This is a genomic window from Nostoc sp. (assembly GCF_041747015.1).
Classification (GTDB): Bacteria; Cyanobacteriota; Cyanobacteriia; order Cyanobacteriales; family Nostocaceae; genus Nostoc.
Map to the genome: position 1 here is coordinate 1 of NZ_JBGTFY010000387.1, position 22,301 is coordinate 22,301.

Below are 22,301 nucleotides of genomic sequence, written 5' to 3' on the forward strand. Positions count from 1 at the left end.
GTCAATACCAATTAAGCGGACATATTCCCCTTGGTATGTGCCGAGATGCCCTTCTACGGCTGCGATCGCTTCTCTTTCAGAGGAGGCTTGAATTTGACCAGTACTAGTCCAGGAACCTGTACGGAACCGCCGTTCATCTACGTGTTCAATGCTAATTTTATATCCACTACTCAATAATTGCCGCACCTGGTCTACAACTTCTGTACTTAAACGAGTACTGGTAGCTGTTGCCGTAGCAGAAGTAGTAAATGATTTCTGGCTGCCAGAGGAGGCTACTTGACCGTTGGGACGTTGGATAATGCTTTCTAATACCCGCCGTTTGGCTTTGGTGTCAATGCCGATTAAACGCACATACTCGCCTTGATGACTTTCTATACATTCTTCCAAGGCGGAGATGACTTGATTTATGGAAGTTGCTTCAATTGACTTGCAGCTAGTCCAGGAACCAGTTCGGAACCGACGCTCATCTACGTGTTCCATGCCAACTTTGTAACCACCTGCCAAGAGTTGGCGGATTTGCTCTACAGTTTCGCCATTGACTTTGCCACTGCCAAAGTTGTTACCATTACCATTGCTCTTGTAACTGCCATTGCTATGACTAGCACCGGGAGCTTTAAAGCTGGTAGCTGGTTTAACATCACCATCTGGGCGTTGAATAATGGTTTCTAGGACGCGCCGTCTACCTTTGTCAATGCCAAACAGCCGGACATACTCGCCGCTATGGTCTCTTATACAGCTTTCTAATGCTGCGATCGCATCACCGATGGATCTCGGTTCAAGAGGCTGGCAACTCGTCCAACAACCTGTGCGGAACCGTCTTTGATCTACGTGTTCCGTACCAATCTTATACCCCTGCTCCAATAGATAGCGCAACTGCTCTATTGTTTCTGCACCCAAGCTATTGCTCGACACGTCACTACTCCTTTCCAACTCTATGACAGTAATACCATTACCTGTATAAGATTTAGCAATTTCATCCCGAATGGGTGCTATACATTTGCTATCCGCAGCACAGAGATAACCAGCTCGTAGTGCTTGATTAATTCCAACCACATGATGAGCAAATTCCTTATCCTGATCTTGCACATCTGGCAAGCGGTCAGCTTGCTGCTGGTTGGTAATTATCGCTCCCGAAGGTACATACTTCCCTGGGGGAATCTCTACGTCTTGAATCAAAGCGTGCATCATCACGATGCAACCTGCACCCACCCTGGCATTAAAGACTGTAGAGCGAAAGCCAATGAAGGAATTATCCCCTACATAAGCTGGCCCGTGAATTAAAGCCATGTGGGTAATGCAAGCATTTTTGCCAACCCATACCGAGTATTTATTTTGGTCATCGCCAATTACTCGACCTTCCGCCAACCCATGAATCACAACACCATCTTGAATATTGGTGTTTTCACCAATATAAAAAGGTGTGCCTTCATCCGCTCGAATCGTAGTCCCCGGAGCAACGATTACATTTGCGCCTATTCGTACATCCCCAATTAAATGGGAAAATGGATGTACAAAGGCAGTTTGATGGATTTGGGCTTCAGCTAAATTCTTTGACCACGGGGTTGGGGGTGCCGCCGTGCTGCGGACTGCCATCGCAAGATTCCTCCTGATATTGTCTGTCATTAGTCATTTGTCCTTTGTCGAGAGCTAATGACTAATGACTAATGACCAATGACCAATGACTATCGATATTGATCTTTTTTGCTGTAAATGAGGCGATCTTCAACGTGAATAGTATCTATGATCGCCACCACTACTGCATCTAATGGTCGTTGTTCGTTACCAAGAACTTGACGAGCGGCACTGCCACGACTGACAAGTACCCACTCATCTACTCCTGCTCCTACACTATCTGCTGCTACCTCATATTCTGGTAGGATGTTTCCGTCTTCATCTACTAATTGTAACAACAGTAGTTTGACACCTCTGAGACTTGGATCTTTTTGTGTGCTGACTACTGTGCCGCGAACTTTGGCGACTTGCATTACAAATTACGGTCTTCTACCAAAAGGACGAATTGCATTCACATTTTCCCGGAACTGCTCTACATCTTCGGTATAACGAATTGGCAGAACGTATTCCAAGTTTTCGTGAGGACGAGCAATGATGTGAGTGGATAACACTTGTCCGCCGAAGACTCGCTTTACAGATTCAACACCTGCGGCCACGGAAGCTTGCACTTCTGATACGTCACCCCGGACAATCACTGTCACCCGACCACTACCAATTTTTTCATAGCCTACTAGCGTAACACGGGCCGCTTTCACCATTGCATCAGCAGCTTCTACTACTGCTGGAAAGCCTAGCGTTTCAACCATTCCTACTGCGATCGACATTAGTTTTAATCCTTATTTCAAAGTTTTTAGCCTTGGACAAAAGTGATGCTCAATCAGGCAAAGAGCGTTAATTACTTTGTTTAAACAGCTTTTAAGTACGGAACTGTTCCACAGCTTCTGTGTAACGGATCGGCAAGACGTATTCCAGGTTTTCGTGAGGACGAGCAATAATGTGTGTGGATAACACTTCACCACCATTGACTCTTTTCGCCGCTTCAACCCCAGCTGCTACAGAAGCTTGCACTTCCGATACATCTCCCCGAACAATCACGGTGACGCGAGCGCTACCAATTTTCTCATACCCTACTAAGGTGACACGGGCGGCTTTCACCATCGCATCAGCAGCTTCTACTATTGCTGGAAAGCCCTTCGTTTCAATCATTCCAACTGCAATTGGCATCGCAGAACTCCTACAAAATGAATCTAATCAGTACTGTCGTTTGAAATTTTTGACGGGGAGAGCTTTATCTTAGAGCTAAGAAAACACTTCCAAATTAAGCATAGGAAAGCTTGGCGTCCCTGACAATATAAATCACTATAATAGTTTATGATAATAAAGTTTTAAAAAACTTAACAAAAATTAATAAGGCTTTCTGGTCAATCAAAGTTCACTGATTCCTAGAGCAGCCACTTATGCTTTATAATTTCTTTATCACATTTACAAAATGACATTCATAACCAAGGCTAATCCTATCTGCGGAGGGATGCTCAGGAGCTGTATCTTCTGCTGTCTCTATGTTTTCTCAAATATTGCTATATGTACAATGACTAGGTGAAAATCAGATAATTTTTTCAAATATATCGTATAAAGTACTTTGCTTAAAGTAGAAATAAAAATTTAAAATCGGAGGTGATGTTAAGGCAAGTAAATGCTTTTACTTATATAACGTTATATTTTACTTATGTTTAATCGGGCAAGTTAAGTAAAAGTACTTGCTGGAATTTAGTTGAAACAATAGTAAAAAATATCGATGTTTTGGTAAATTAATTTTATTAAATAATTGTTTGAAAGTTTTTTTAAATTAAGGCTGAGTCATCAAGGGAAATTTAAATGAATCAATTTCTATTTTCAACAAGTTGGTTTGTGCCTTTTTATAGCTTATTGGGCGCAATTTTGACGTTGCCGTGGGGAATAGGAATAATTCAGCGAACAGGTCCAAGACCTGCGGCATATATCAATTTGTTAACGACTGTTTTGGCTTTTGTTCATAGCCTGTTTGTATTTAAAAATATCTGGGATAGAGAACCAGAAAAGTTACTAGTTACTTGGTTCAAAGCTGCGGATTTCGACTTGTCCTTTGCCTTAGAACTATCGCCAGTCAGTATTGGGGCAACAGTTTTAATTACAGGGTTAAGCTTACTGACACAAGTTTACGCCTTGGGTTACATGGAAAAGGACTGGTCGTTAGCGCGTTTTTTCGCGTTGCTCGGATTTTTTGAAGCGGCACTGAGTAGTCTAGCCATAAGTGATTCTTTGTTTCTCAGCTATGCCCTTTTGGAAGTATTGACGCTTTCAACTTACTTGCTAGTGGGGTTCTGGTATGCTCAACCGCTAGTAGTGACGGCGGCGCGAGATGCGTTTTTAACCAAACGGGTGGGAGATTTGTTGCTGCTGATGGGTGTGGTGACGCTTTCCACCTTAGCTGGCAGTTTGAACTTTTCCGATTTATATGAGTGGGCGCAAACAGCTAATTTAAGCCCAATGACATCGACGTTGCTGGGGTTGGCGTTAATTGCTGGGCCTGCTGGTAAATGTGCCCAATTTCCCCTGCACTTGTGGTTAGATGAGGCGATGGAAGGGCCAAACCCCGCTTCGGTAATGCGGAATTCGCTGGTAGTAGCTGGTGGTGCTTATTTACTGTATAAACTGCAACCATTGTTAGCACTGTCACCAGTTGCCTTGAATGTATTGGTAGTCATGGGTACGGTGACAGCGATTGGGGCAACATTAGTATCTATAGCTCAAATTGATATTAAGCGATCGCTATCTCATTCTACTAGTGCATACATGGGCTTAGTGTTTTTAGCAGTGGGGTTGCAGCAAGGGGGTGTAGCCTTGATGTTGCTGTTAACTCATGCGATCGCTAAAGCATTATTATTTATGAGTTCGGGTTCAGTCATATTAACTACCCAAAGCCAAGATTTAACAGAAATGGGCGGTCTATGGTCACGGATGCCAGCTACAACCAGTGCTTTTGTTGTTGGTTCAGCAGGGATGGTATCACTGCTACCACTGGGAAGCTTTTGGGCAATGCTATCATGGGCTGACGGTTTCGTGAACATTAGCCCTTGGGTGATTGGGGTTTTATTATTGGTCAATGGCTTGACAGCATTGAACTTGACCAGAGTATTTAGATTAGTCTTCTGGGGGAAACCGCAACAAAAGACCCGTCGCACCCCGGAAGTTGGTTGGCAGATGGCTTTGCCAATGGTAATTCTCACAGTGCTGACTCTGCTTTTACCTCTGATGCTACAGCAATGGTACTTGTTGCCCGATTGGGAAAGTATTAATTGGTACGTGGCGTTAGCGTTGTTTGCTTCTACCCTAGTGGGGGTAGGTATAGGATGTACAGTTTATCTGCACAAAGCTTGGTCAAGATCCAGAATCTTGGCGTGGAGATTTCTGCAAGACTTGTTAGGTTATGATTTTTATATTGACCGAGTTTATCGTGTAACGGTGGTGAGTGCAGTAGCACTGCTGTCTAGAGTTTCATCTTGGAGCGATCGCTACTTGGTTGACGGTCTAGTAAACTTGGTTGGGTTTGCGACAATTCTTAGCGGACAAAGTTTAAAGTACAGCATTTCTGGACAATCCCAGGGCTATATGTTGACCATCCTAGTAGTTGTCAGCGTCCTGGGTTTTTTCATCAGCTGGTCATCGGGTTTACTAGATAAATTACCTTTTTAAAGGTCATTGGTCATTTGTCATTGGTCATTTGTCATTGGTCATTGGGGAAAATGAAAAATTACTTCTTTCTCCTCTACTCCCCACTCCCTACTCCCCATTCCATAACTGCTTATGCTTAGTGTTTTAATTCTAGTGCCCTTAATCGGTGCAGCTTTAATTGGTTTCTCGCCCTCTGGTATCAGTGGGAAATTTGCCCGGAGAGTGGCTTTGGTCTTTGCCAGTATCGCTTTCCTGTGGACAATCATACTAGCAATTCAATTCCATCCAGCGGAAATTACCCAACAGTTTGCCGAATCTATCCCTTGGGTAGATGTCTTAGGCTTAAACTATAACCTTGGGATAGATGGTTTATCTTTGCCATTGCTGGTTTTAAATGGATTGTTAACTTGCATTGCTATTTACAGCAGCGATGAATCTCTACAGCGTCCTAAATTTTATTACTCTTTGATACTATTATTAAGCGCTGGGGTGACAGGAGCCTTTCTGGCACAGGATTTACTGCTATTTTTCCTGTTTTACGAATTAGAACTAATTCCGCTGTATCTGTTGATAGCCATTTGGGGTGGGACCAAGCGGGGTTATGCTGCTACAAAATTTCTCATTTATACTGCCGTTTCGGGATTTTTTATTTTAGCAAGTTTCCTCGGCATGGTTTGGCTGAGTGGTTCCTCTAACTTTGCACTAGCAACCTTAAACACTACGACTTTACCTCTAGCTACACAGCTTTTACTGCTAGCGGGACTTTTAGTAGGCTTCGGAATTAAAATTCCCCTGGTTCCCTTCCATACTTGGTTGCCAGATGCTCACGTTGAAGCTTCTACACCGATTTCAGTGCTATTGGCTGGGGTGCTGTTGAAGTTGGGAACTTACGGCTTACTGCGATTTGGCATGAACTTGTTACCAGAAGCCTGGGCTTATGTGGCTCCTTGGTTAGCAACTTGGGCAGTGGTAAGTGTACTGTATGGTGCATCCTGCGCGATCGCTCAAACAGACATGAAAAAAATGGTAGCATACAGTTCTATTGGACACATGGGCTACGTGCTTTTAGCGGCGGCGGCAGCCACACCTTTGAGTGTGTTGGGTGCTGTGATGCAGATGATTAGCCACGGCTTGATTTCCGCCATGCTATTTTTACTAGTAGGGGTTGTGTATAAAAAAGCTGGAAGCCGAGATTTAGAAGTCGTCCAAGGATTGCTGAACCCAGAACGAGGTATGCCCGTAATTGGTAGCTTAATTGTTATGGGAGTCATGGCCAGTGCTGGTATACCGGGAATGGTGGGGTTTATTTCCGAATTCATCATTTTTCGGGGCAGTTTCCCAGTTTTTCCGGTGCAAACGCTCCTATCAATGCTTGGTACAGGTTTAACTGCGGTTTACTTTCTCATACTCCTCAACCGCGCCTTTTTTGGCCGCTTGTCTGCCCAAGTTACCAACTTACCACGGGTGTATTGGAGCGATCGCGCCCCAGCTGCAATTTTAGCTGTACTGATTGTGATTTTCGGCATTCAACCTAGTTGGTTAGGGCGCTGGATTGAACCAACAATTACAGCAATGGTAAATACCCAAAACGTAGTAGAAACAGTGTTCTTGGATAAGGCAATAGAGACTAGGGATTAGGGACAAGGAGACAAGGAGAATAATCATACCCAATGACAAATGACAAATGACAAATAACAAATGACAAATGACAAATGACAAATGACAAATGACTTTTGGAGAATTAGCGATGGTAACTATTAAAAAGAAAGCTACTCACAATCCCTTAGCTGAGTATATTGAACGTTTGCAAAAAGAAGAGGCATTACTCCCCGATAGTCCAGAAAATGTGCTGGAAGTTGTTGGTATTCTTAAAAGCTATGGCGTAGTTTTAGATGCTTACTCAAAAAATCTTATTTATATTGCCGAGCATCAGTTTTTAGTATTTTTCCCATTTTTTAAATACTTTAATGGAAAGGTTTCTTTTGAGAAATTACTCCGTCACTGGTGGCATGACCGCATTAATTTTGAATATGCCGAGTATTGCTTGAAAGCCATGATGTGGCACGGTGGCGGCGGACTGGATACATATTTAGATACAAAAGAATTTCAAGAAAGAGCGCAAGCTGTGATCGCGGCAAAATTTAAAAATAATCTTTTAATTCCGGGTATTAACCAACTGTTTCCAGATTTTCTAACAGAATATTTGCGCGTCTCTGCATACTATACTGGTTTAGGTCAATTCTGGCGAGTAATGGCTGATATGTTCCTCAGCTTATCAGACCGCTACGACCAAGGCGAAATCAAATCGATTCCCGAAGTTGTAGACCACATTAAAACAGGGTTAGTGGCAAATGCCTCAAATCCAATTACCTATGCCGTCAAAATTCGGGGTGAAGTCTATGAAATTATTCCCAAAAGCGTTGGTTTGACCTTCTTAGCAGATACAGCAATACCTTATGTAGAGGCAGTATTCTTCCGGGGAACTCCTTTCCACGGGACAGTTTCATACAACGCCCAAGGATATCAAATTCCCCCAGATCAAACCCGATTTCAATATGGCGCATTGTATGCCGATCCTTTGCCCATCGGCGGCGCGGGTATTCCTCCCACGTTGTTGATGCAGGATATGCGTCACTATCTTCCAGAGTATTTGCACGAAATTTATCGTCGCAGTCTTCGGGGTGAAGATGATTTGCGGGTACAAATTTGCATAAGTTTCCAAAAATCGATGTTTTGCGTGACGACAGCAACGATTTTGGGACTGATGCCTTATCCTTTGGATAGTAAAGATCCAAATGACGAAAAAGGTAATCGAGTTTATTTAGAGAAGTGGATGAGTCGGTTAGAAACTTCGCGGTTGCTGGATGTGAATAAATAGTTGATTTTTGGTCAAGATTATGCTTCTGGTTCGATACCGAGCGATCGCAAAGCAGCTTATTGTGAGACATCGCAGTTTTTCTGTAAAGCTAGGTCAGGCTGCCAGGACTTTTGGACGTAAATTGTTGGAAGCTAGATAAAGGCGATCGCTTTTTCTAACTTTTTCTAATTAGGCTATAAGATTATTGAATTTTTGGCCCGATGTACCCAATAATGATTTGGCCAGTCCCTAATTCTGTAGAAAAATGAAGCCGCCAAGCTCCTGCACCAGTCATTCTTAAGTGTAAGCTGAATATACGATACACATCATCAGGACACTTAAAGGTTAGCTTATCCTTTAAACTTTGAAGCCTAGAGTCACTTTCTGGAGTAACTTTACTGGCAACAAGGTCTAAATCGAAATCTCCATCTGTCCAAGTTTTACAACAGTTCTCTAGCTCAAACAACTTTCTGACAATTTGTCGTAACATCGGGCTACCATTGCCAAGGCTTTGTATTTGTTGACCGACACTTTCACAAAAGCTGAGAGAGGGAAATAAATCTTTTTTGCGTTGCCACAAATTACAACCATCACGAACCCCCGTTTTCAGACGTTCCTGTATCCAAGAAAGATTTTCCTTTACGTTCTTTATGGTGCTAGCATGAGTAACTGTGACTGTATCTAAATTCAAATTATCATCTTCAAGCCAAGTATATTCCAGTGAAATACTATTAAATTCCCATTTTTGATCTGAGTTTATGCTTAATGCTAACGATTCAAGTAGATAGGCAATTCCCAAGCCTTCACTTTTTTCTCCTTCATACAGAAAATCTGAGAGTATATTTTTATTTTCAATATCTGAATCTTGAATATCTGCGAGAAAAGGTGTCTTTGCTGCTGTCAGAATAAATCGTATATCGTCTCTATTTACAGTTTTATCTATTAACCAGTTAGATAACGAATAATTATCTGCTAATACAGTATTGTAGAATTCATGATGAGTGCGAATTATTGGCTTAACACCTAGCTCTGCTGCTTCGCGTGCGGTCAGAATTAATTCTGACATTCTTTGTTTAGCCATCTGAATATCATTAGCAGTAGATCGCAAAGATAACTCATTCAATACCATTTCCAAGTCCATCTGCTACGCATCCCTTGGCTTAAGTAAAGTTATTAAATCTTTTTCCCATTCATCAAAAAATCCATCAGGCCAATAATCAATTCTGCCGTTACGATCAATTTTTGGTGATATTACTTCGGTAAAAACTTGTCCTTGTTTTTCTTGACGCTGAAAGTAATGTAATTGCAAATCTTTGGGATTAAGTTTGCCGCCATGAACTGCAAGCCGAATTCCGTTTAAAACATGATCGCTATGAGTTTCTATCACCACTTGCACACCACAACTAGCAGCCAGCGCTAACAACTCACCCATTTTGGCTTGTCCTTTAGGATGAAGATGTGCCTCTGGATTTTCAATTAAAATCAGTGTATCTGGAGGGGATGCAAGTACAGCTACAATAATTGGTAAGGTGTAAGTAATTCCAAATCCAACATTAGTATTACGGTATCTGCTACTTACATCTTTTCCCATTTCAAATGAGTATTGCAAACTCATTAAATCAACGCCTGGAATTGGGTTGACATGAATTCTTGTACCAGGGCTGATTTCTCCCATCCATGCCTCCACTTGATCCTTCAAAGATAGCGACTCTGCTTTTGGATGGCTTAATTTGCTTACTTCACCTTGTTTAGGAGGTTCAAAAGCTTTAGCAACCGTTTGTGAACCTATTTGCTTAAGTCCAACTGTATTTATGTTCGATTTACCAAAAACGGTAAGGAAATGTGCTGTATATTCACCTCTAGTACCAATTTGAAAATGTTGATGTACTAAATCCTCTGACATTTCAAAGACATTACGAGGGCCAAGCCGTTCTGCTTGCAGATAGTGAAAGTAATCTCCAAACAGGCTAAATTCATGTATTTCTCTCGTTATTGGTGCAGTATCACTGCGGAGAACATCTGCTTGTTCATCATATCTAAAGCGCCATGTCCATGTTTTTCTTTCTTGATAATCTACTACAAGTTCAAAACTAATAATTTCTTCCTTGGCTTCCTCAAATAAAGCATCTTTAGCCGTACCAATACGCACTAAATCACCATTTAGAGCTAGACCTTTTGTTTGCAAAAGTCTCTGTTGATAAGACTGGCGCAATAGAAGTAATGACTGTAATACTGAAGATTTACCCATACCATTAAGTCCAGATAATAGAGTTAGTGATCTAAACTCTAGTAACTGATTTTCAAAGGGTTTAAAATTCTTTATATGTAGTGAATGTATCATGATAATACTGATTTTATAACTTGTTCTATCTCATTCAATCTGTGTAATACAGTCTTAAGGGTTCCCGTACTCCTGTAGATAGTAGTATTAAATTTTCCCTCATTAGTCAAATCTATTATTTTTTGTTTTACAATTTCTTTCCTTTCTTTAAGAATCTCAATTTCTTGAGCATTAAGTTTATATAAATTAACTGACCAAGCTTCAAACAATGCCTTGTTGATGGGATAGCGTTTTGCTCCTTTTTTCATTTTCCGAAAAGCATCTTTACCAAATACCTCAAATGCTAAATTCATTAAACTTAGGAAATTATTAGTTATTATTTTTATTTCTTCGTCTGACATGAGATTTATATATGCCATAGCTTGATATAATATTTTTTTAAAGCTTGTATTTCTTTGAAATAATTCTTGATTTTTTATCAAAAATACTAAAACTCTAAGTATGCACTCTCGATCAGCCATTCTATCTGATTTTATTCCTTTGTCAGTAGCTTTTTGGAATTCAGATGATACGGCTAAATCTCCTAATAACTTCGTTGCTTTACCTTGATTTAAAGCATGACGAATTTCCTGGGTTGATAGAGATAAACCACTGGTATTAATCCGCTCAAAAATAGCCTGTTTAAATTCACTATCTGTACCCGGTTCAAGAAAAATAACTGTGACAAGAGTTTCTTCTATACGACGTTGATAATTTCGTGGAATTTCGTCATATATCTTGCCATTAAATAGAGTAAATGATTCTAGTCCAGTTAGCTTAAGTGTTTTATCTATCACAAACTCTTTTAAAGTGGTTAGCCTTTGTAAACCATCTATCACTAACCATTTTTCTTCATTAGTTGCATCAATATAGAATGCCGGTATGGGAATACGAAGTAAAATTGACTCAATAAGCCGACTTTGAGCAATTTTATTCCAAACGGATTTTCGTTGGAATTCAGGAGATAATTCAATTTCATCATTCCTAATTCTACCCATTAAGTAGTCAACACTAATCTGTCTAGTTTCAACCCTAATTTTAGTAGGGTTGAATGGTTCACTTATCTCATCTTCTTCTATTGCGATATCATCTTCTTCTATTTTTGTTTCTTCTTTAAATAATTCAGAGTTAAGGTGGTTCAGATTTGTCATGGCACATACTCCTTAGCCTGAAAAACTAGTTACTAGTACTTGATAGTTTACCTGGATGACTTACCTTGATAGTACTACCTTCTAGCATTAGCAGTTGTAATCAACATAAATGATCGTACTCTTAACACCTATAAATACCAAAGCAGCCAGAATACACAAGCTGCTTTAGTAAAAATATGATCACTCGTTTACTTGGCTACCACCAAATTAACTGGTGCAATCCCGGCTAAATCTAAAATCGGGGCGATCGCCTCTGGTAACGTCAGGACAATCGCACTTTAATAGCCAAAAAGCTATAGACATCGCTCTCTAAATATTTTCCACTCAGAGAGATATGAAAAACAATTCGGAATTAAGTACTTGTAGCGGTTCTCGTTTACGTAAGGTACACCCGTAAGGGTACGGCATTGCCGTGTCCCTACACTTGGCAATATAATCTTATACTGCATCTAAATGAGAACCGCTATATGCCCAATAATAAATGACATTCGGCGAACCATTGTACTTGTAAATCCAGACCAAGTTCTAGTTTTGGGTGGCGGGAGCTTTCCAGAGTTTTTAGTATCTCTGTCATTTAGTACAGCGATTAATAACGCACCTCAAGCCTTCAAACAAGGAGTTATTGGAGGAAATATTCACAAATCTGATTAAATAAATCCCCCGCAAATCTAAATAATATAGAGCCATCGGCTGATTATGGGCTGCTGCCTCCAGTGATACATTGAGTCAGAATCTCAATGAATGCATTCTTAGTCAGAGACTGGGAACGAGGAAAGCCTCATCAAGCTATGTTTTTAGGATTTGTGTGTACACCGTAGCTTTTTAAAGTGGTTGGGGGATCGAACTCTTATCCAAACCGTATTGGCTCCATTCTTCCTTTTACTTAAGCCTTTTTCAACCAGCTAAACATAGCGCGCAAATCTTTACCAACTTCCTCAATTTTATGTTCAGCTTCTTTGCGACGCAAGGCGGTAAATCCGGGTTTTCCAGCTTGGTTTTCCAGAACAAATTCCCGTGCAAATTGTCCAGATTGAATTTCGCTGAGAATTTTCTGCATTTCAGCTTTAGTTTGTTCAGTCACAATCCGCGGTCCACGGGTATAATCGCCGTATTCAGCAGTGTTAGAAATACTGTCGCGCATTTTGGCTAAACCGCCTTCTACAACCAAGTCAACAATCAGCTTGACTTCATGGAGACATTCAAAATAAGCCAATTCTGGTTGATAACCAGCTTCTACCAAAGTCTCAAATCCGGCTTTGATTAAAGCACTCAAACCACCGCACAATACCGCTTGTTCGCCAAATAAATCCGTTTCGGTTTCTTCGCGGAAAGTAGTTTCGAGAATACCGGCGCGGCTACCACCGATACCTTTAGCATAAGCCATTGCGCGATCGCGTGCCTGACCACTGGCATCTTGATAAACTGCAAATAGCGCTGGTACACCTTCCCCCTGTTCAAAAGTCCGCCGTACTAAATGCCCAGGCCCTTTTGGTGCTACCATCACCACATCTACGTTAGCAGGTGGTACAACTTGCCCAAAGTGAATATTGAAACCGTGGGCAAAGGCTAACACATTCCCTTCTTCTAAATTGGGTTCAATCTCATTTTTGTAAATCGTTTTTTGAACTTCATCAGGTAACAAAATCATGATGAAGTCAGCAGCATTGGCAGCATCTGCAACATTCTTCACAGTTAACCCAGATGTTTCAGCTTTTGCTACTGACTTACTACCCGGATATAGTCCCACAATCACATTCAAACCACTATCTTTTAAATTGAGAGCGTGGGCATGACCTTGAGAACCATAGCCGATGATGGCAATAGTTTTTCCAGCCAAAAGGTCTAAATTGGCATCTTCGTCATAGTACATCCGGGCCATAAAAGCATCTCCTGTCAGCAAGCATCGTCATTAATTGGCAGGCTTTCGATTGTACCCCAAATTGAGTAACTAAAAATCAATATCCGAAATTGGGCATTGCTTATCCCCTTTGTCCCCAATGCTCAGTTCCATCGTAGTTGCAGATGTAAACAGCAATACAGAATAAATGATGATAAGTTTGATACAATTTTGTAAAGAATAGTTACAGCAATCCTTACCCAGGAAAATATTTCTTATGGTAAATTCACTTGACAATAACCCACCCCATCAAGTGGTGATTGTTGGCGGTGGTTTTGGTGGACTTTATGCGGCAAAAACACTTGCTAAAGCGGCGGTAAACGTTACTCTGATTGATAAACGCAACTTTCATCTATTTCAACCTCTCTTATACCAAGTTGCCACAGGTACTCTATCTCCCGCTGATATTTCCTCACCCTTGCGTTCCATACTGAGTAAGAGCAAGAATACAAAAGTGCTGTTAGGAGAAGTGAATAATATTGATCCAGAAGCCCAAAAAGTGCTTGTGGGTGACGAAGCAATAGCCTACGATACGTTAATTGTGGCCACAGGTGCCAAGCATTCCTATTTTGGTAAAGACAACTGGGAAGAATTCGCCCCAGGCTTGAAAACCGTAGAAGATGCCATAGAAATGCGTCGCCGGATCTTTACAGCGTTTGAAGCCGCAGAAAAAGAAACTGATCCAGAAAAACGCCGTGCTTGGTTAACTTTTGTAATTATCGGTGGTGGGCCTACTGGTGTAGAATTAGCGGGCGCGATCGCTGAATTAGCAAACCAAACTCTCAAAGAAGATTTCCGCAACATCGACACATCAGAAGCCCAGATTTTGTTATTAGAAGGTCTAGATCGGATTCTGCCACCTTTTGCACCAGAGTTATCAGAAGAAGCAGAAGCATCTCTGACGCGATTGGGGGTGATTGTCCAGACAAAAACACTGGTAACGAATATTGAGAATGATATTGTTACGCTCAAACAAGGCGATGAAGTCAAAGAAATTGCCTCAAAAACGGTATTATGGGCAGCAGGTGTGAAAGCTTCAGCAATGGGAAAAGTACTAGCAGAACGCACAGATGCCGAATGCGATCGCGCCGGACGCATTATTGTTGAATCTGACTTGAGTATTAAGGGACATCCCAATATTTTTGTAATTGGTGACTTAGCAAATTTTTCTCATCAAAATAGTAAACCACTACCTGGTGTTGCACCTGTAGCAACGCAACAAGGAGAATATGTAGCAAAACTAGTCCAAAAGCGCCTTGCAGGTGACAGTTTGCCACCCTTTTCTTATGTTGATCGGGGTAGTTTAGCGATGATTGGACACAACTCTGCCGTGGTAGATTTGGGCTTTATCAAGCTTAAAGGTTTCTTTGCATGGCTATTTTGGCTGTTGATTCACGTTTACTTTTTAATTGAATTTGATAACAAATTAATAGTGATAATTCAATGGGCATGGAACTATTTCAGCCGTAATCGTGGAGCAAGATTGATTACAGGTAAAGAATCACTCACACCGTTCGGAATTGGCGATAGTAAAGGTTATTACACATCAGCCAGTAATAAACAGCCGATAAATGTCTAGTTGATTATAGAAAATGGGGCATTGGGCATTGGGCATGGGTCAATAATCAATAGGTCTTCCCCACACGCCCCACTCCCCTAGCAGCTAACATCAGCGATCGCAACGCAACAAAGTTATCGCCCTTATAAATTAGCAGTAAGCTATTTGAGGGCGTTTTTCATAATTTTACTATGGCAACTATTAACGACAACTACCTGAAGCTGAAAGCGGGTTATCTATTTCCAGAAATTGCTCGCCGGGTGAATGTCTTTGCACAAGCGAATCCTGATGCTAAAATTATCCGACTGGGCATTGGGGATGTTACCGAACCTCTGCCAGAAGCTTGCCGCACAGCGATGATTAAAGCGGTGGAGGAAATGGGCGATCGCAATACCTTCAAAGGTTACGGCCCAGAGCAAGGTTACGCTTGGTTACGAGAGAAAATTGCTACTCACGATTTCCAAGCACGGGGAGCTGCGATCGATGCCTCAGAAATCTTTATCTCCGATGGTTCTAAGTGCGACAGTGGCAACATTCTGGAAATTTTTGGTAATGACAACATAATTGCCGTTACTGACCCCGTTTATCCCGTATATGTAGACACGAATGTCATGGTGGGAAATACGGGAGATGCCAACGAGAAAGGCGAATTTGAGGGTTTAGTCTATTTGCCAATTACGGCTGAAAACAATTTCACCGCAGAGATCCCCGCACAGAAAGTCGATTTAATCTATCTCTGCTTCCCCAATAACCCCACTGGCGCAACTGCTACAAAGGAATATCTCAAAGCATGGGTGGACTATGCCAAAGCGAATAACTCGATTATTTTCTTTGATGCAGCCTACGAAGCTTACATTACCGATCCGTCGATTCCTCACTCCATTTATGAAATTGAAGGTGCAAGGGAAGTTGCCATCGAGTTCCGTTCTTTCTCCAAGAATGCAGGTTTTACGGGAACCCGGTGCGCGTTAACTGTGGTGCCGAAAACACTCAAAGGTAAAGCCGCCGATGGTTCCGATGTGGAACTATGGAAACTGTGGAATCGCCGTCAATCTACCAAATTCAATGGCGTGTCCTACATCGTCCAACGGGGCGCCGAAGCGGTTTATTCTGAAGAAGGACAGACACAAATCAAAGGATTGGTCAGTTTCTATCTAGAAAACGCCAAAATTATCCGCGAGAAACTCACAGCCGCCGGATTAGCGGTGTATGGTGGCGTGAATGCACCTTATGTCTGGGTGAAAACGCCCAATGGTTTATCCAGTTGGGAATTTTTTGATAAGTTATTGCAAACTGTTAACGTTGTCGGGACACCCGGTTCTGGCTTTGGTGCTGCGGGTGAAGGTTATTTCCGCATATCGGCGTTTAACAGCCGGGAGAATGTTGAAGAGGCAATGAAGCGGATTGCTGAGAAGTTTCAGGTGTAAAGCATTTTTTGCATTAAGTCTGGCTATCTTAGTTAAACTCAATCTGTAAGTCTTAAAGGTTAGGGTGGACACTGCCCACCCTACTTGAGGATTCAAGATGGTGAATATCAATTTGGCAATAGGAGCTTTTTATGAAATTACTACGAGTCCAAGTTCCAGATTTTCGCATCTTAAAGAACGTTGATATAACTTTTGAACCAGAATTTATCCCCAGTATTTTCCCCCTTGGTAGTCAAAATGGTGGTGGTAAAAGTACACTTTTGCAATTAATTTTTGTTTTATTGCATTGTTCTAGTGATTCTGACAAAAAAGAGTTTGTGAAAAATATACTTTATGGATTTACGATTAATAACAATTCTAACAAGAGAGTATTAGCCATAATTGATATCTGGAATGAGGATAAAATTGTACAGCTTGAATTTTTATCTTATAATGACTCTTTTCTTAGGGAGTTATTAATATCAAATGATAAGACTGAGGTTGACAATGATAATTATCTACAATTCTCTGCTTCAAATCAATTAGAGAAGATTATCAATAAAATTTCAATTACTGAAAAAGAAATATATGATTTAGAGAGAGCTATTATTAAATTAGATAGTGTGAGACAAATTGAGACTTTTGAGAGCGTTGAGGAAAGAATTTATGTACTGAGAGAGTTAATCCAAAGACTTCAAAAATTTGAATTTAGAACTTTAAGATTAGCAATAGCAAATATATCTATAGAAAGACTTCAAGATGAAGTTCAAACAAGACTAGATATATTTAAATTAACTCTTCAAAAATATTATGAAGAACGTGAGCAGATTGAACGTATCTTACAAAGAGTTTTAAAATACTTACAATCAGAAAAGCTACTATATATCTGTAATTATTCAGCTAATGGTAATAAAGATGAAGAGGAAGTTTTACTTTGCCGTATAAATAACATAGATATGAACGAAGTAGAAATATTTATGAAAGAGTTATCACAAAAAATATTTATTGCGGCTCCTTCTACCCAAGTTTTTCTTTTTAATTCTAAAGAATCTAGAAAACTATTATTTAAACAACAGGATAACGAAACTGACTACTATTCACAGCTTAAATCAGCCAAATCTAAACTACCAGGTTTTTTTACTTATGATTTTCTGGCTGTAGATATCCTTATTGAAGCCTTTAAGTCTGCTCGAGACAAAGACTTTACAGAAGCTATAACAAAAGGTGAGTATGGTAATAGTTACAAAGCACTAATAAATGATTTAAATATAATATTGTTTAATAAAAAAATAAATATAGATACAGATTTGTCAGGTGTAAGTTTTAAATTAGATAAAGATGGTTTAGAACTATATCCTGAAGACCTCAGTCATGGTGAGTTGAAAAGATTGAGCATTTATATATGGATAAAGTACCATAATATAGAAAATGCAATTGTACTCATGGACGAAATTGAAATAGCATTTCATCCAGATTGGCAATATCAAATAATTGCAGACCTCAATCAATGGTCGCCAAGTAATCAATATATTCTGGCAACTCACTCATACGAGTTATGTCAAGCTCTTACACCTGCCCACGTTAAGGAACTAGAACCAAAACTTTTAAAGCAAGAAGTTAAAAATTAAATATGAGTCTTAACCCAGAAGAACTAATACAACATTGTGAAATAATCATTAGCTCTCGTAGAATTAAAAATAAGATCGTTGTACTGTGCGAAGGCGAAGGTGGTATCTGGGACACTGAAGGCAGACCGTCACCTCAGTCATATAGCAAGATGGAACAGATGCCAGATGCTAACTTTTACAAGGCGTGTGTTCCAAAATTATGGAGTCAATATCGACCAGAGTTTTTTAACTGCGGAGATCGTAAAGATGTATTAGATACATATTTTACTCTTTCAAAGTTGCATGATGAAAATAAGGATAACTCTTATTTAAGTTTAGAAAAACTTTTTGCAATTGTAGATGTTGATTTACAAACACAAAATATAGCAAAAGAATATAGTTATAGTTTTTCAGATACAGAAGCAATTTTCTGTGATCTTTATACAAAACTCAATATAAATGAAGAAAATGCAAAACAGCATCGTATATGGGTTACGGGTTTAATACATAAAGAAGCATATTTTATCATACCTGAACTACAACCAATATTTGATAGTTTTTCTACAGTTTATAATAGTAGTTCTCTAGTACTTAGAAATATTTATCTGACTATGGCAGATACTATAATTACTGATTATGATTTAAAAAGTAATTTATCAAAAGTATCTAATCGCATTAGTCATTTCTCTGGATTAGATTGTACTGCAATAGATAAATTGAGAGATTCATGGAGAGAACAGTTTCAAAATGCTCAAAATGATACGCAAAAGAATGAGTTAATTTTAGCTTTATTGACACTCAAAAAAGCTAAGTATTATTGGAACCAAATTCAACCACCAAGTGACTGGACTTCTTCAGTTCAGACATTTAAAGATCAACTCTTGTTAGAAATAGGAAGATTTTATTCAGAACAAAGTAATCATACTAAATATCATATTCCTTGCTTTTTTAAAATCTTAAGAGAATTTGCTTAATAGCTATTGTTGTAGTCTACTGTGGGTCATTCTTAACTCTAATCACAATAAAATACTTATCCTTCTGCTTCCCAACCCTCAAGCTGTAACTCTTGTACACGGCTAAACTCATCTACATTATGAGTTACTAAAATCAGATTATTTGCCAAAGCGATCGCTGCAATTTGCAATAAGTGCCAATAGTAGTTCCCAAATTAGCCAGGTGAGAGCAGATATCGCCAAATATTTCTGCTGCAATATCATCAAATGGTAATGAAGTAAATCTACTCAAAAATACTTTTTGTAAAGCTAGACTGCGAACTGGATTATTACTTCTCTTTGCACCATAAAATAATTCAGCTTTAACAATAGAACAAATAACAATATCTAAATCCGAGTTGTTTTCTAATCTGCGCCGTAAATTTATATTTCTACCATTAATATAAATAATACAGGCATTAGTATCTAACAAATAAATCATTCTATTGATTCTCGTTGTTCATATTCTCCTTGAGAATGTCTTATGATTGGGTCATCTGCTAAACAGCCATAAGTTTTATCAATAAACTCATACCATTGTAATTGCCTTAGTTCTTCCTCTTCTAAAGAAGCAGGTTGTTTTTTTATGGGTTTTAATGTCATAGTTACTTCTAATTCAGTTTCTTTCATTTCTACAGGAATATCTAGATGTAATATTCCGTCTTCACCTACATAAGAACGTATTTTAATAATTCGCATACTCTCGCTCTCTGGCATTTGATTAAATATAGAAAATAACCAAGTCTGTTGTGCGATCGCTTTCACGTAGTGGTTGTAAACTTAGCTTTTTGGGTAAGTTTGGCAAAATGATTTTCTGACTTTGAATATTTTTATACTACCTTCTTATATATCTCCCTGATTTATCTACCTCCACAATCTGGCCAGAATTACCCCTAACTGAACGCTGATAATTCCGATGATGGCGCTGCCAGCCCAGTAGATAGCTGTTGTTAACAAAGTGCTATTACTTAATAAGGAAATAGTATCTAAACCGTAGGTAGAAAAAGTTGTATATGCTCCTAAAAAGCCTGTTGCTACTAATAACCGCATTTCTGGGGAAATAATTGCTACCTTCTCTACAGCTAGGGTAGCGAAAAATCCCATTGCTAAACAACCGCTAAGATTAATAAAAAAAGTACCATAAGGAAAACTGTTGCCGAAGCGTTGGGCAAACCATAATGTCAGATAGTAGCGACTTAAAGCACCTGCGATCGCACCTAAACTAATAGCGATCGGATTGCGAATTTCTTCTTGTTGTAGCATATTCAATTTTTTGTCGAATCATCTCCTTGTGTGATTTAACTTGGTCAAGTGTTAACAAGTCAAGTGATGTCTAACAACAAATGGCTACCCGTCTACGCATTATAATATAAGAGTGCTGTTTTCATCCAAGAGTAAGCTTTGCAATTAAGGATGTTTATCTATGAATGCTAACAATATCGAATCCTTTGAACCCATAGTAATTGTAGAAATTAGTTCTTAAACTGACAAATTAGTAGAAACTGAAATTGCTGGCGAAACTGATGAGGTGAAGCGCGAAACAAAAGCGCTGATTGAGGCGCTAAAAAGACGCGCCCAAGCTGAGACTTATTCAGCAGGTACTCTTACGGGTGAAACATATTTGAAGGCTGTGCGACAAGCACGGGAATTAATTGAAGGGAGGAAACTCATAGAACGCGATCGCTTAGAAGACTCTTGGGCAATAATTCAGGACGAAGCTGAGAGAAACTGGCACTTAATGATGAAAGATTTAGTAGACTTCAGCTTTCGCCTGCAAAAGGCGGCTATTGCTGCTTTAGAAGCCTTCAATAACCCTTACTCTCGTTAAATAGGGTGATGCGATCGCAGTTACAAGGGCGGTTAGAAACCTGGTCTACACAGGCAAAACCCACCTCTATAGGTTAAAAAACTTAATTTTCTCTTAGTCCACGTTCGCGTAGCGTTCTGTTCGCGCAACCTCCCGTAGGGAAGGAAAGGTGGGCTTTGTTTGTGTAGCCGCGAATTTTATAAAAGTCAGATATCCCGTTCGCACGTTCACCAGTGGTCGCAGTTGCGGAACTTTTTGTGATACCATCTCTCACTATTGGCAGCTTGTTTTGCAGATAAAACTATGACATACTCATATACATTAGTTGTTAACTAGCTTATTCCTATCAATTTAATGTAGTATGAATAAATATTTATTAATAAATTTTACAGAATAACAGTTATTTTGCTAAATATGAAACAAATCAAGTTTACAAATGGTGCGGGTAAACTAACTGCGCTTTTATTTTTAATCACAATTTTGTTGACACCTTTTATAGTGATAAATCCAGGAGAACGAGGTGTATTAATGCAGTTTGGCAGAGTACAAAAAACAGTACTTGGCGAGGGGATACATATGATAATTCCTATTGTTAATACAGTGAAAAAAAATTAGTGTGAGGGTTCAAAAACAAGAAATTGTTTCTGAAGCTTATTCTAAAGATTTGCAAGATATATTTACAGATGTGGCATTAAACTGGCATATTCTATCTGAACAAACAAATGTAGTTTTTCAAGATATTGGTGATGAAAAAGACGTAGTTGAAAAACTAATTAATCCTGCCGTAGAAGAAGTTTTAAAAGCAGTTATAGCAAAATATACAGCCGAAGAAATAGTCACAAAACGAGGAGAAGTAAAATCGGGATTTGATAGTTTATTGACAACAAAATTGCATAATTATCATCTTGGAGTTGACGATATTTCACTAGTTAATGTTAACTTTTCACCTAAGTTTAGTGAAGCAGTAGAGGCAAAACAGATTGCACAACAAGATGCAAAACAAGCAGATTTTGTTGCATTGAAAGCGGAAAAAGAAGCAGAGACTAAGGTCAATTTAGCTAAAGGAGAAGCAGAAGTAAACAGATTACTACATGATAGTTTGACTAATGAAATTTTAGAAAGACAGGCAATAGAAAAATGGGATGGTAAATTACCTTTAATTATGACTAAGGATGCTCCTAGACTTTTAAACCTGACTGAGCTTTTAAAATTAAAGTAATTTTACAGTAAGACGAGGGTAAAACTCATTCCTGCAAGAGCTAGGATGAACCAGCGTCTACAGCTTTGCATAAAATCGTAACGTTTTGAAACGCAGAATAACGCAAAGTAACGCGAAGTTTTACTTAATTGAATTAGCTACGAATTAATAAAATATTTTACTTAGTAAACGTCACCGACAATCAGTGCAGTGCGATACCTACGGCGGTAAACTACGCAATTTTGATTTACGCACCCTTTTTGCGGTAATGTTTTTTCCCAAAGT

Annotated in this window: 19 protein-coding genes and 2 pseudogenes; 10 read left to right on the plus strand and 11 right to left on the minus strand. The window is 39.4% G+C overall.

The features are described 5' to 3' along the window. The 4 genes from ACEW80_RS30175 to ACEW80_RS30190 all read right to left on the minus strand — a co-directional run. A partial coding sequence (locus tag ACEW80_RS30175; RefSeq protein WP_373530193.1) for a ribulose bisphosphate carboxylase small subunit occupies positions 1-1,593 on the minus strand: 1,593 nt, incomplete at its 3' end. An 89-nt stretch (positions 1,594-1,682) separates the two neighbouring features. Continuing rightward, on the minus strand, positions 1,683-1,985 hold the full coding sequence (locus tag ACEW80_RS30180) for a EutN/CcmL family microcompartment protein (protein ID WP_322717853.1): 303 nt from the start codon (positions 1,983-1,985) through the stop codon (positions 1,683-1,685). 6 nt (positions 1,986-1,991) lie between these two features. Further along, a complete protein-coding gene (locus tag ACEW80_RS30185) occupies positions 1,992-2,336 on the minus strand; it encodes a carbon dioxide-concentrating mechanism protein CcmK (RefSeq protein ID WP_196515968.1) in 345 nt (114 codons plus the stop codon). A gap of 91 nt (positions 2,337-2,427) precedes the next feature. Further along, positions 2,428-2,736, minus strand: a complete 309-nt coding sequence (locus tag ACEW80_RS30190; RefSeq protein WP_373530138.1) for a carbon dioxide-concentrating mechanism protein CcmK — start codon at positions 2,734-2,736, stop codon at positions 2,428-2,430. A 651-nt stretch (positions 2,737-3,387) separates the two neighbouring features. Between ACEW80_RS30190 and ACEW80_RS30195 the strand changes: the two genes are divergently transcribed. From ACEW80_RS30195 to ACEW80_RS30205, 3 genes are all read left to right on the plus strand, one after another. Then, on the plus strand, positions 3,388-5,244 hold the full coding sequence (locus tag ACEW80_RS30195) for an NAD(P)H-quinone oxidoreductase subunit F (protein WP_373530139.1): 1,857 nt from the start codon (positions 3,388-3,390) through the stop codon (positions 5,242-5,244). A gap of 111 nt (positions 5,245-5,355) precedes the next feature. After that, positions 5,356-6,861, plus strand: a complete 1,506-nt coding sequence (locus ACEW80_RS30200) for an NADH-quinone oxidoreductase subunit M (protein WP_373530140.1) — start codon at positions 5,356-5,358, stop codon at positions 6,859-6,861. 109 nt (positions 6,862-6,970) lie between these two features. Continuing rightward, the gene (locus tag ACEW80_RS30205; protein WP_373530194.1) at positions 6,971-8,101 is read left to right on the plus strand and encodes a CO2 hydration protein; all 1,131 of its coding nucleotides are present in this window, start codon (positions 6,971-6,973) and stop codon (positions 8,099-8,101) included. A 181-nt stretch (positions 8,102-8,282) separates the two neighbouring features. On the opposite strand, the gene ACEW80_RS30210 is transcribed toward ACEW80_RS30205, so the two are convergent. From ACEW80_RS30210 to ACEW80_RS30220, 3 genes are read right to left on the minus strand one after another with little or no spacing between them, the layout of a single operon-like run. Beyond that, on the minus strand, positions 8,283-9,221 hold the full coding sequence (locus ACEW80_RS30210) for a hypothetical protein (protein ID WP_373530141.1): 939 nt from the start codon (positions 9,219-9,221) through the stop codon (positions 8,283-8,285). A 3-nt stretch (positions 9,222-9,224) separates the two neighbouring features. Then, entirely contained in the window at positions 9,225-10,421 is a 1,197-nt protein-coding gene (locus tag ACEW80_RS30215; protein ID WP_373530142.1) for a DUF3696 domain-containing protein, read from the minus strand. Continuing rightward, positions 10,418-11,551, minus strand: a complete 1,134-nt coding sequence (locus tag ACEW80_RS30220) for a DUF262 domain-containing protein (RefSeq protein WP_373530143.1) — start codon at positions 11,549-11,551, stop codon at positions 10,418-10,420. Before ACEW80_RS30220 ends, ACEW80_RS30215 begins: the two co-directional genes overlap by 4 nt. Before the next feature lie 453 nt (positions 11,552-12,004). Here ACEW80_RS30220 and ACEW80_RS30225 point away from each other — a divergent pair, with 453 nt between their 5' ends. Continuing rightward, positions 12,005-12,202, plus strand: coding sequence for a hypothetical protein (locus tag ACEW80_RS30225; protein WP_373530144.1), 198 nt, complete (start codon positions 12,005-12,007; stop codon positions 12,200-12,202). Positions 12,203-12,434: 232 nt separating this feature from the next. Here ACEW80_RS30225 and ilvC read toward each other — a convergent pair whose 3' ends face one another. Beyond that, entirely contained in the window at positions 12,435-13,430 is a 996-nt protein-coding gene (gene ilvC / locus ACEW80_RS30230; RefSeq protein ID WP_373530145.1) for a ketol-acid reductoisomerase, read from the minus strand. 235 nt (positions 13,431-13,665) lie between these two features. Here ilvC and ACEW80_RS30235 point away from each other — a divergent pair, with 235 nt between their 5' ends. The 4 genes from ACEW80_RS30235 (at position 13,666) to ACEW80_RS30250 (ending at position 18,993) form a co-directional block, all read left to right on the plus strand. After that, positions 13,666-15,027: an NAD(P)/FAD-dependent oxidoreductase gene (locus ACEW80_RS30235; RefSeq protein WP_373530146.1), complete on the plus strand. Its 1,362-nt coding sequence runs from the start codon at positions 13,666-13,668 to the stop codon at positions 15,025-15,027. A 170-nt stretch (positions 15,028-15,197) separates the two neighbouring features. Further along, on the plus strand, positions 15,198-16,433 hold the full coding sequence (locus ACEW80_RS30240) for an LL-diaminopimelate aminotransferase (protein WP_373530147.1): 1,236 nt from the start codon (positions 15,198-15,200) through the stop codon (positions 16,431-16,433). Positions 16,434-16,564: 131 nt separating this feature from the next. Beyond that, positions 16,565-18,040, plus strand: a complete 1,476-nt coding sequence (locus ACEW80_RS30245) for an AAA family ATPase (RefSeq protein ID WP_373530148.1) — start codon at positions 16,565-16,567, stop codon at positions 18,038-18,040. A gap of 2 nt (positions 18,041-18,042) precedes the next feature. Beyond that, complete coding sequence (locus ACEW80_RS30250; protein ID WP_373530149.1) at positions 18,043-18,993, plus strand: hypothetical protein; 951 nt, start codon at positions 18,043-18,045, stop codon at positions 18,991-18,993. Between the two features lie 133 nt (positions 18,994-19,126). On the opposite strand, the gene ACEW80_RS30255 is transcribed toward ACEW80_RS30250, so the two are convergent. From ACEW80_RS30255 to crcB, 3 genes are all read right to left on the minus strand, one after another. Beyond that, positions 19,127-19,453 (minus strand): PIN domain-containing protein, encoded by a 327-nt coding sequence (locus ACEW80_RS30255; RefSeq protein WP_373530150.1) that lies wholly within the window; start codon positions 19,451-19,453, stop codon positions 19,127-19,129. After that, entirely contained in the window at positions 19,450-19,776 is a 327-nt protein-coding gene (locus ACEW80_RS30260; RefSeq protein WP_373530151.1) for a hypothetical protein, read from the minus strand. The genes ACEW80_RS30255 and ACEW80_RS30260 overlap by 4 nt, the downstream gene beginning before the upstream one ends. A 99-nt stretch (positions 19,777-19,875) precedes the next feature. After that, positions 19,876-20,274, minus strand: a complete 399-nt coding sequence (gene crcB / locus ACEW80_RS30265) for a fluoride efflux transporter CrcB (RefSeq protein ID WP_373530152.1) — start codon at positions 20,272-20,274, stop codon at positions 19,876-19,878. A 160-nt stretch (positions 20,275-20,434) separates the two neighbouring features. Here crcB and ACEW80_RS30270 point away from each other — a divergent pair. Continuing rightward, positions 20,435-20,839: pseudogene (locus ACEW80_RS30270) on the plus strand (hypothetical protein). Between the two features lie 393 nt (positions 20,840-21,232). Next, positions 21,233-22,037, plus strand: a pseudogene (locus tag ACEW80_RS30275) (prohibitin family protein). Positions 22,038-22,301: the final 264 nt, after the last annotated feature.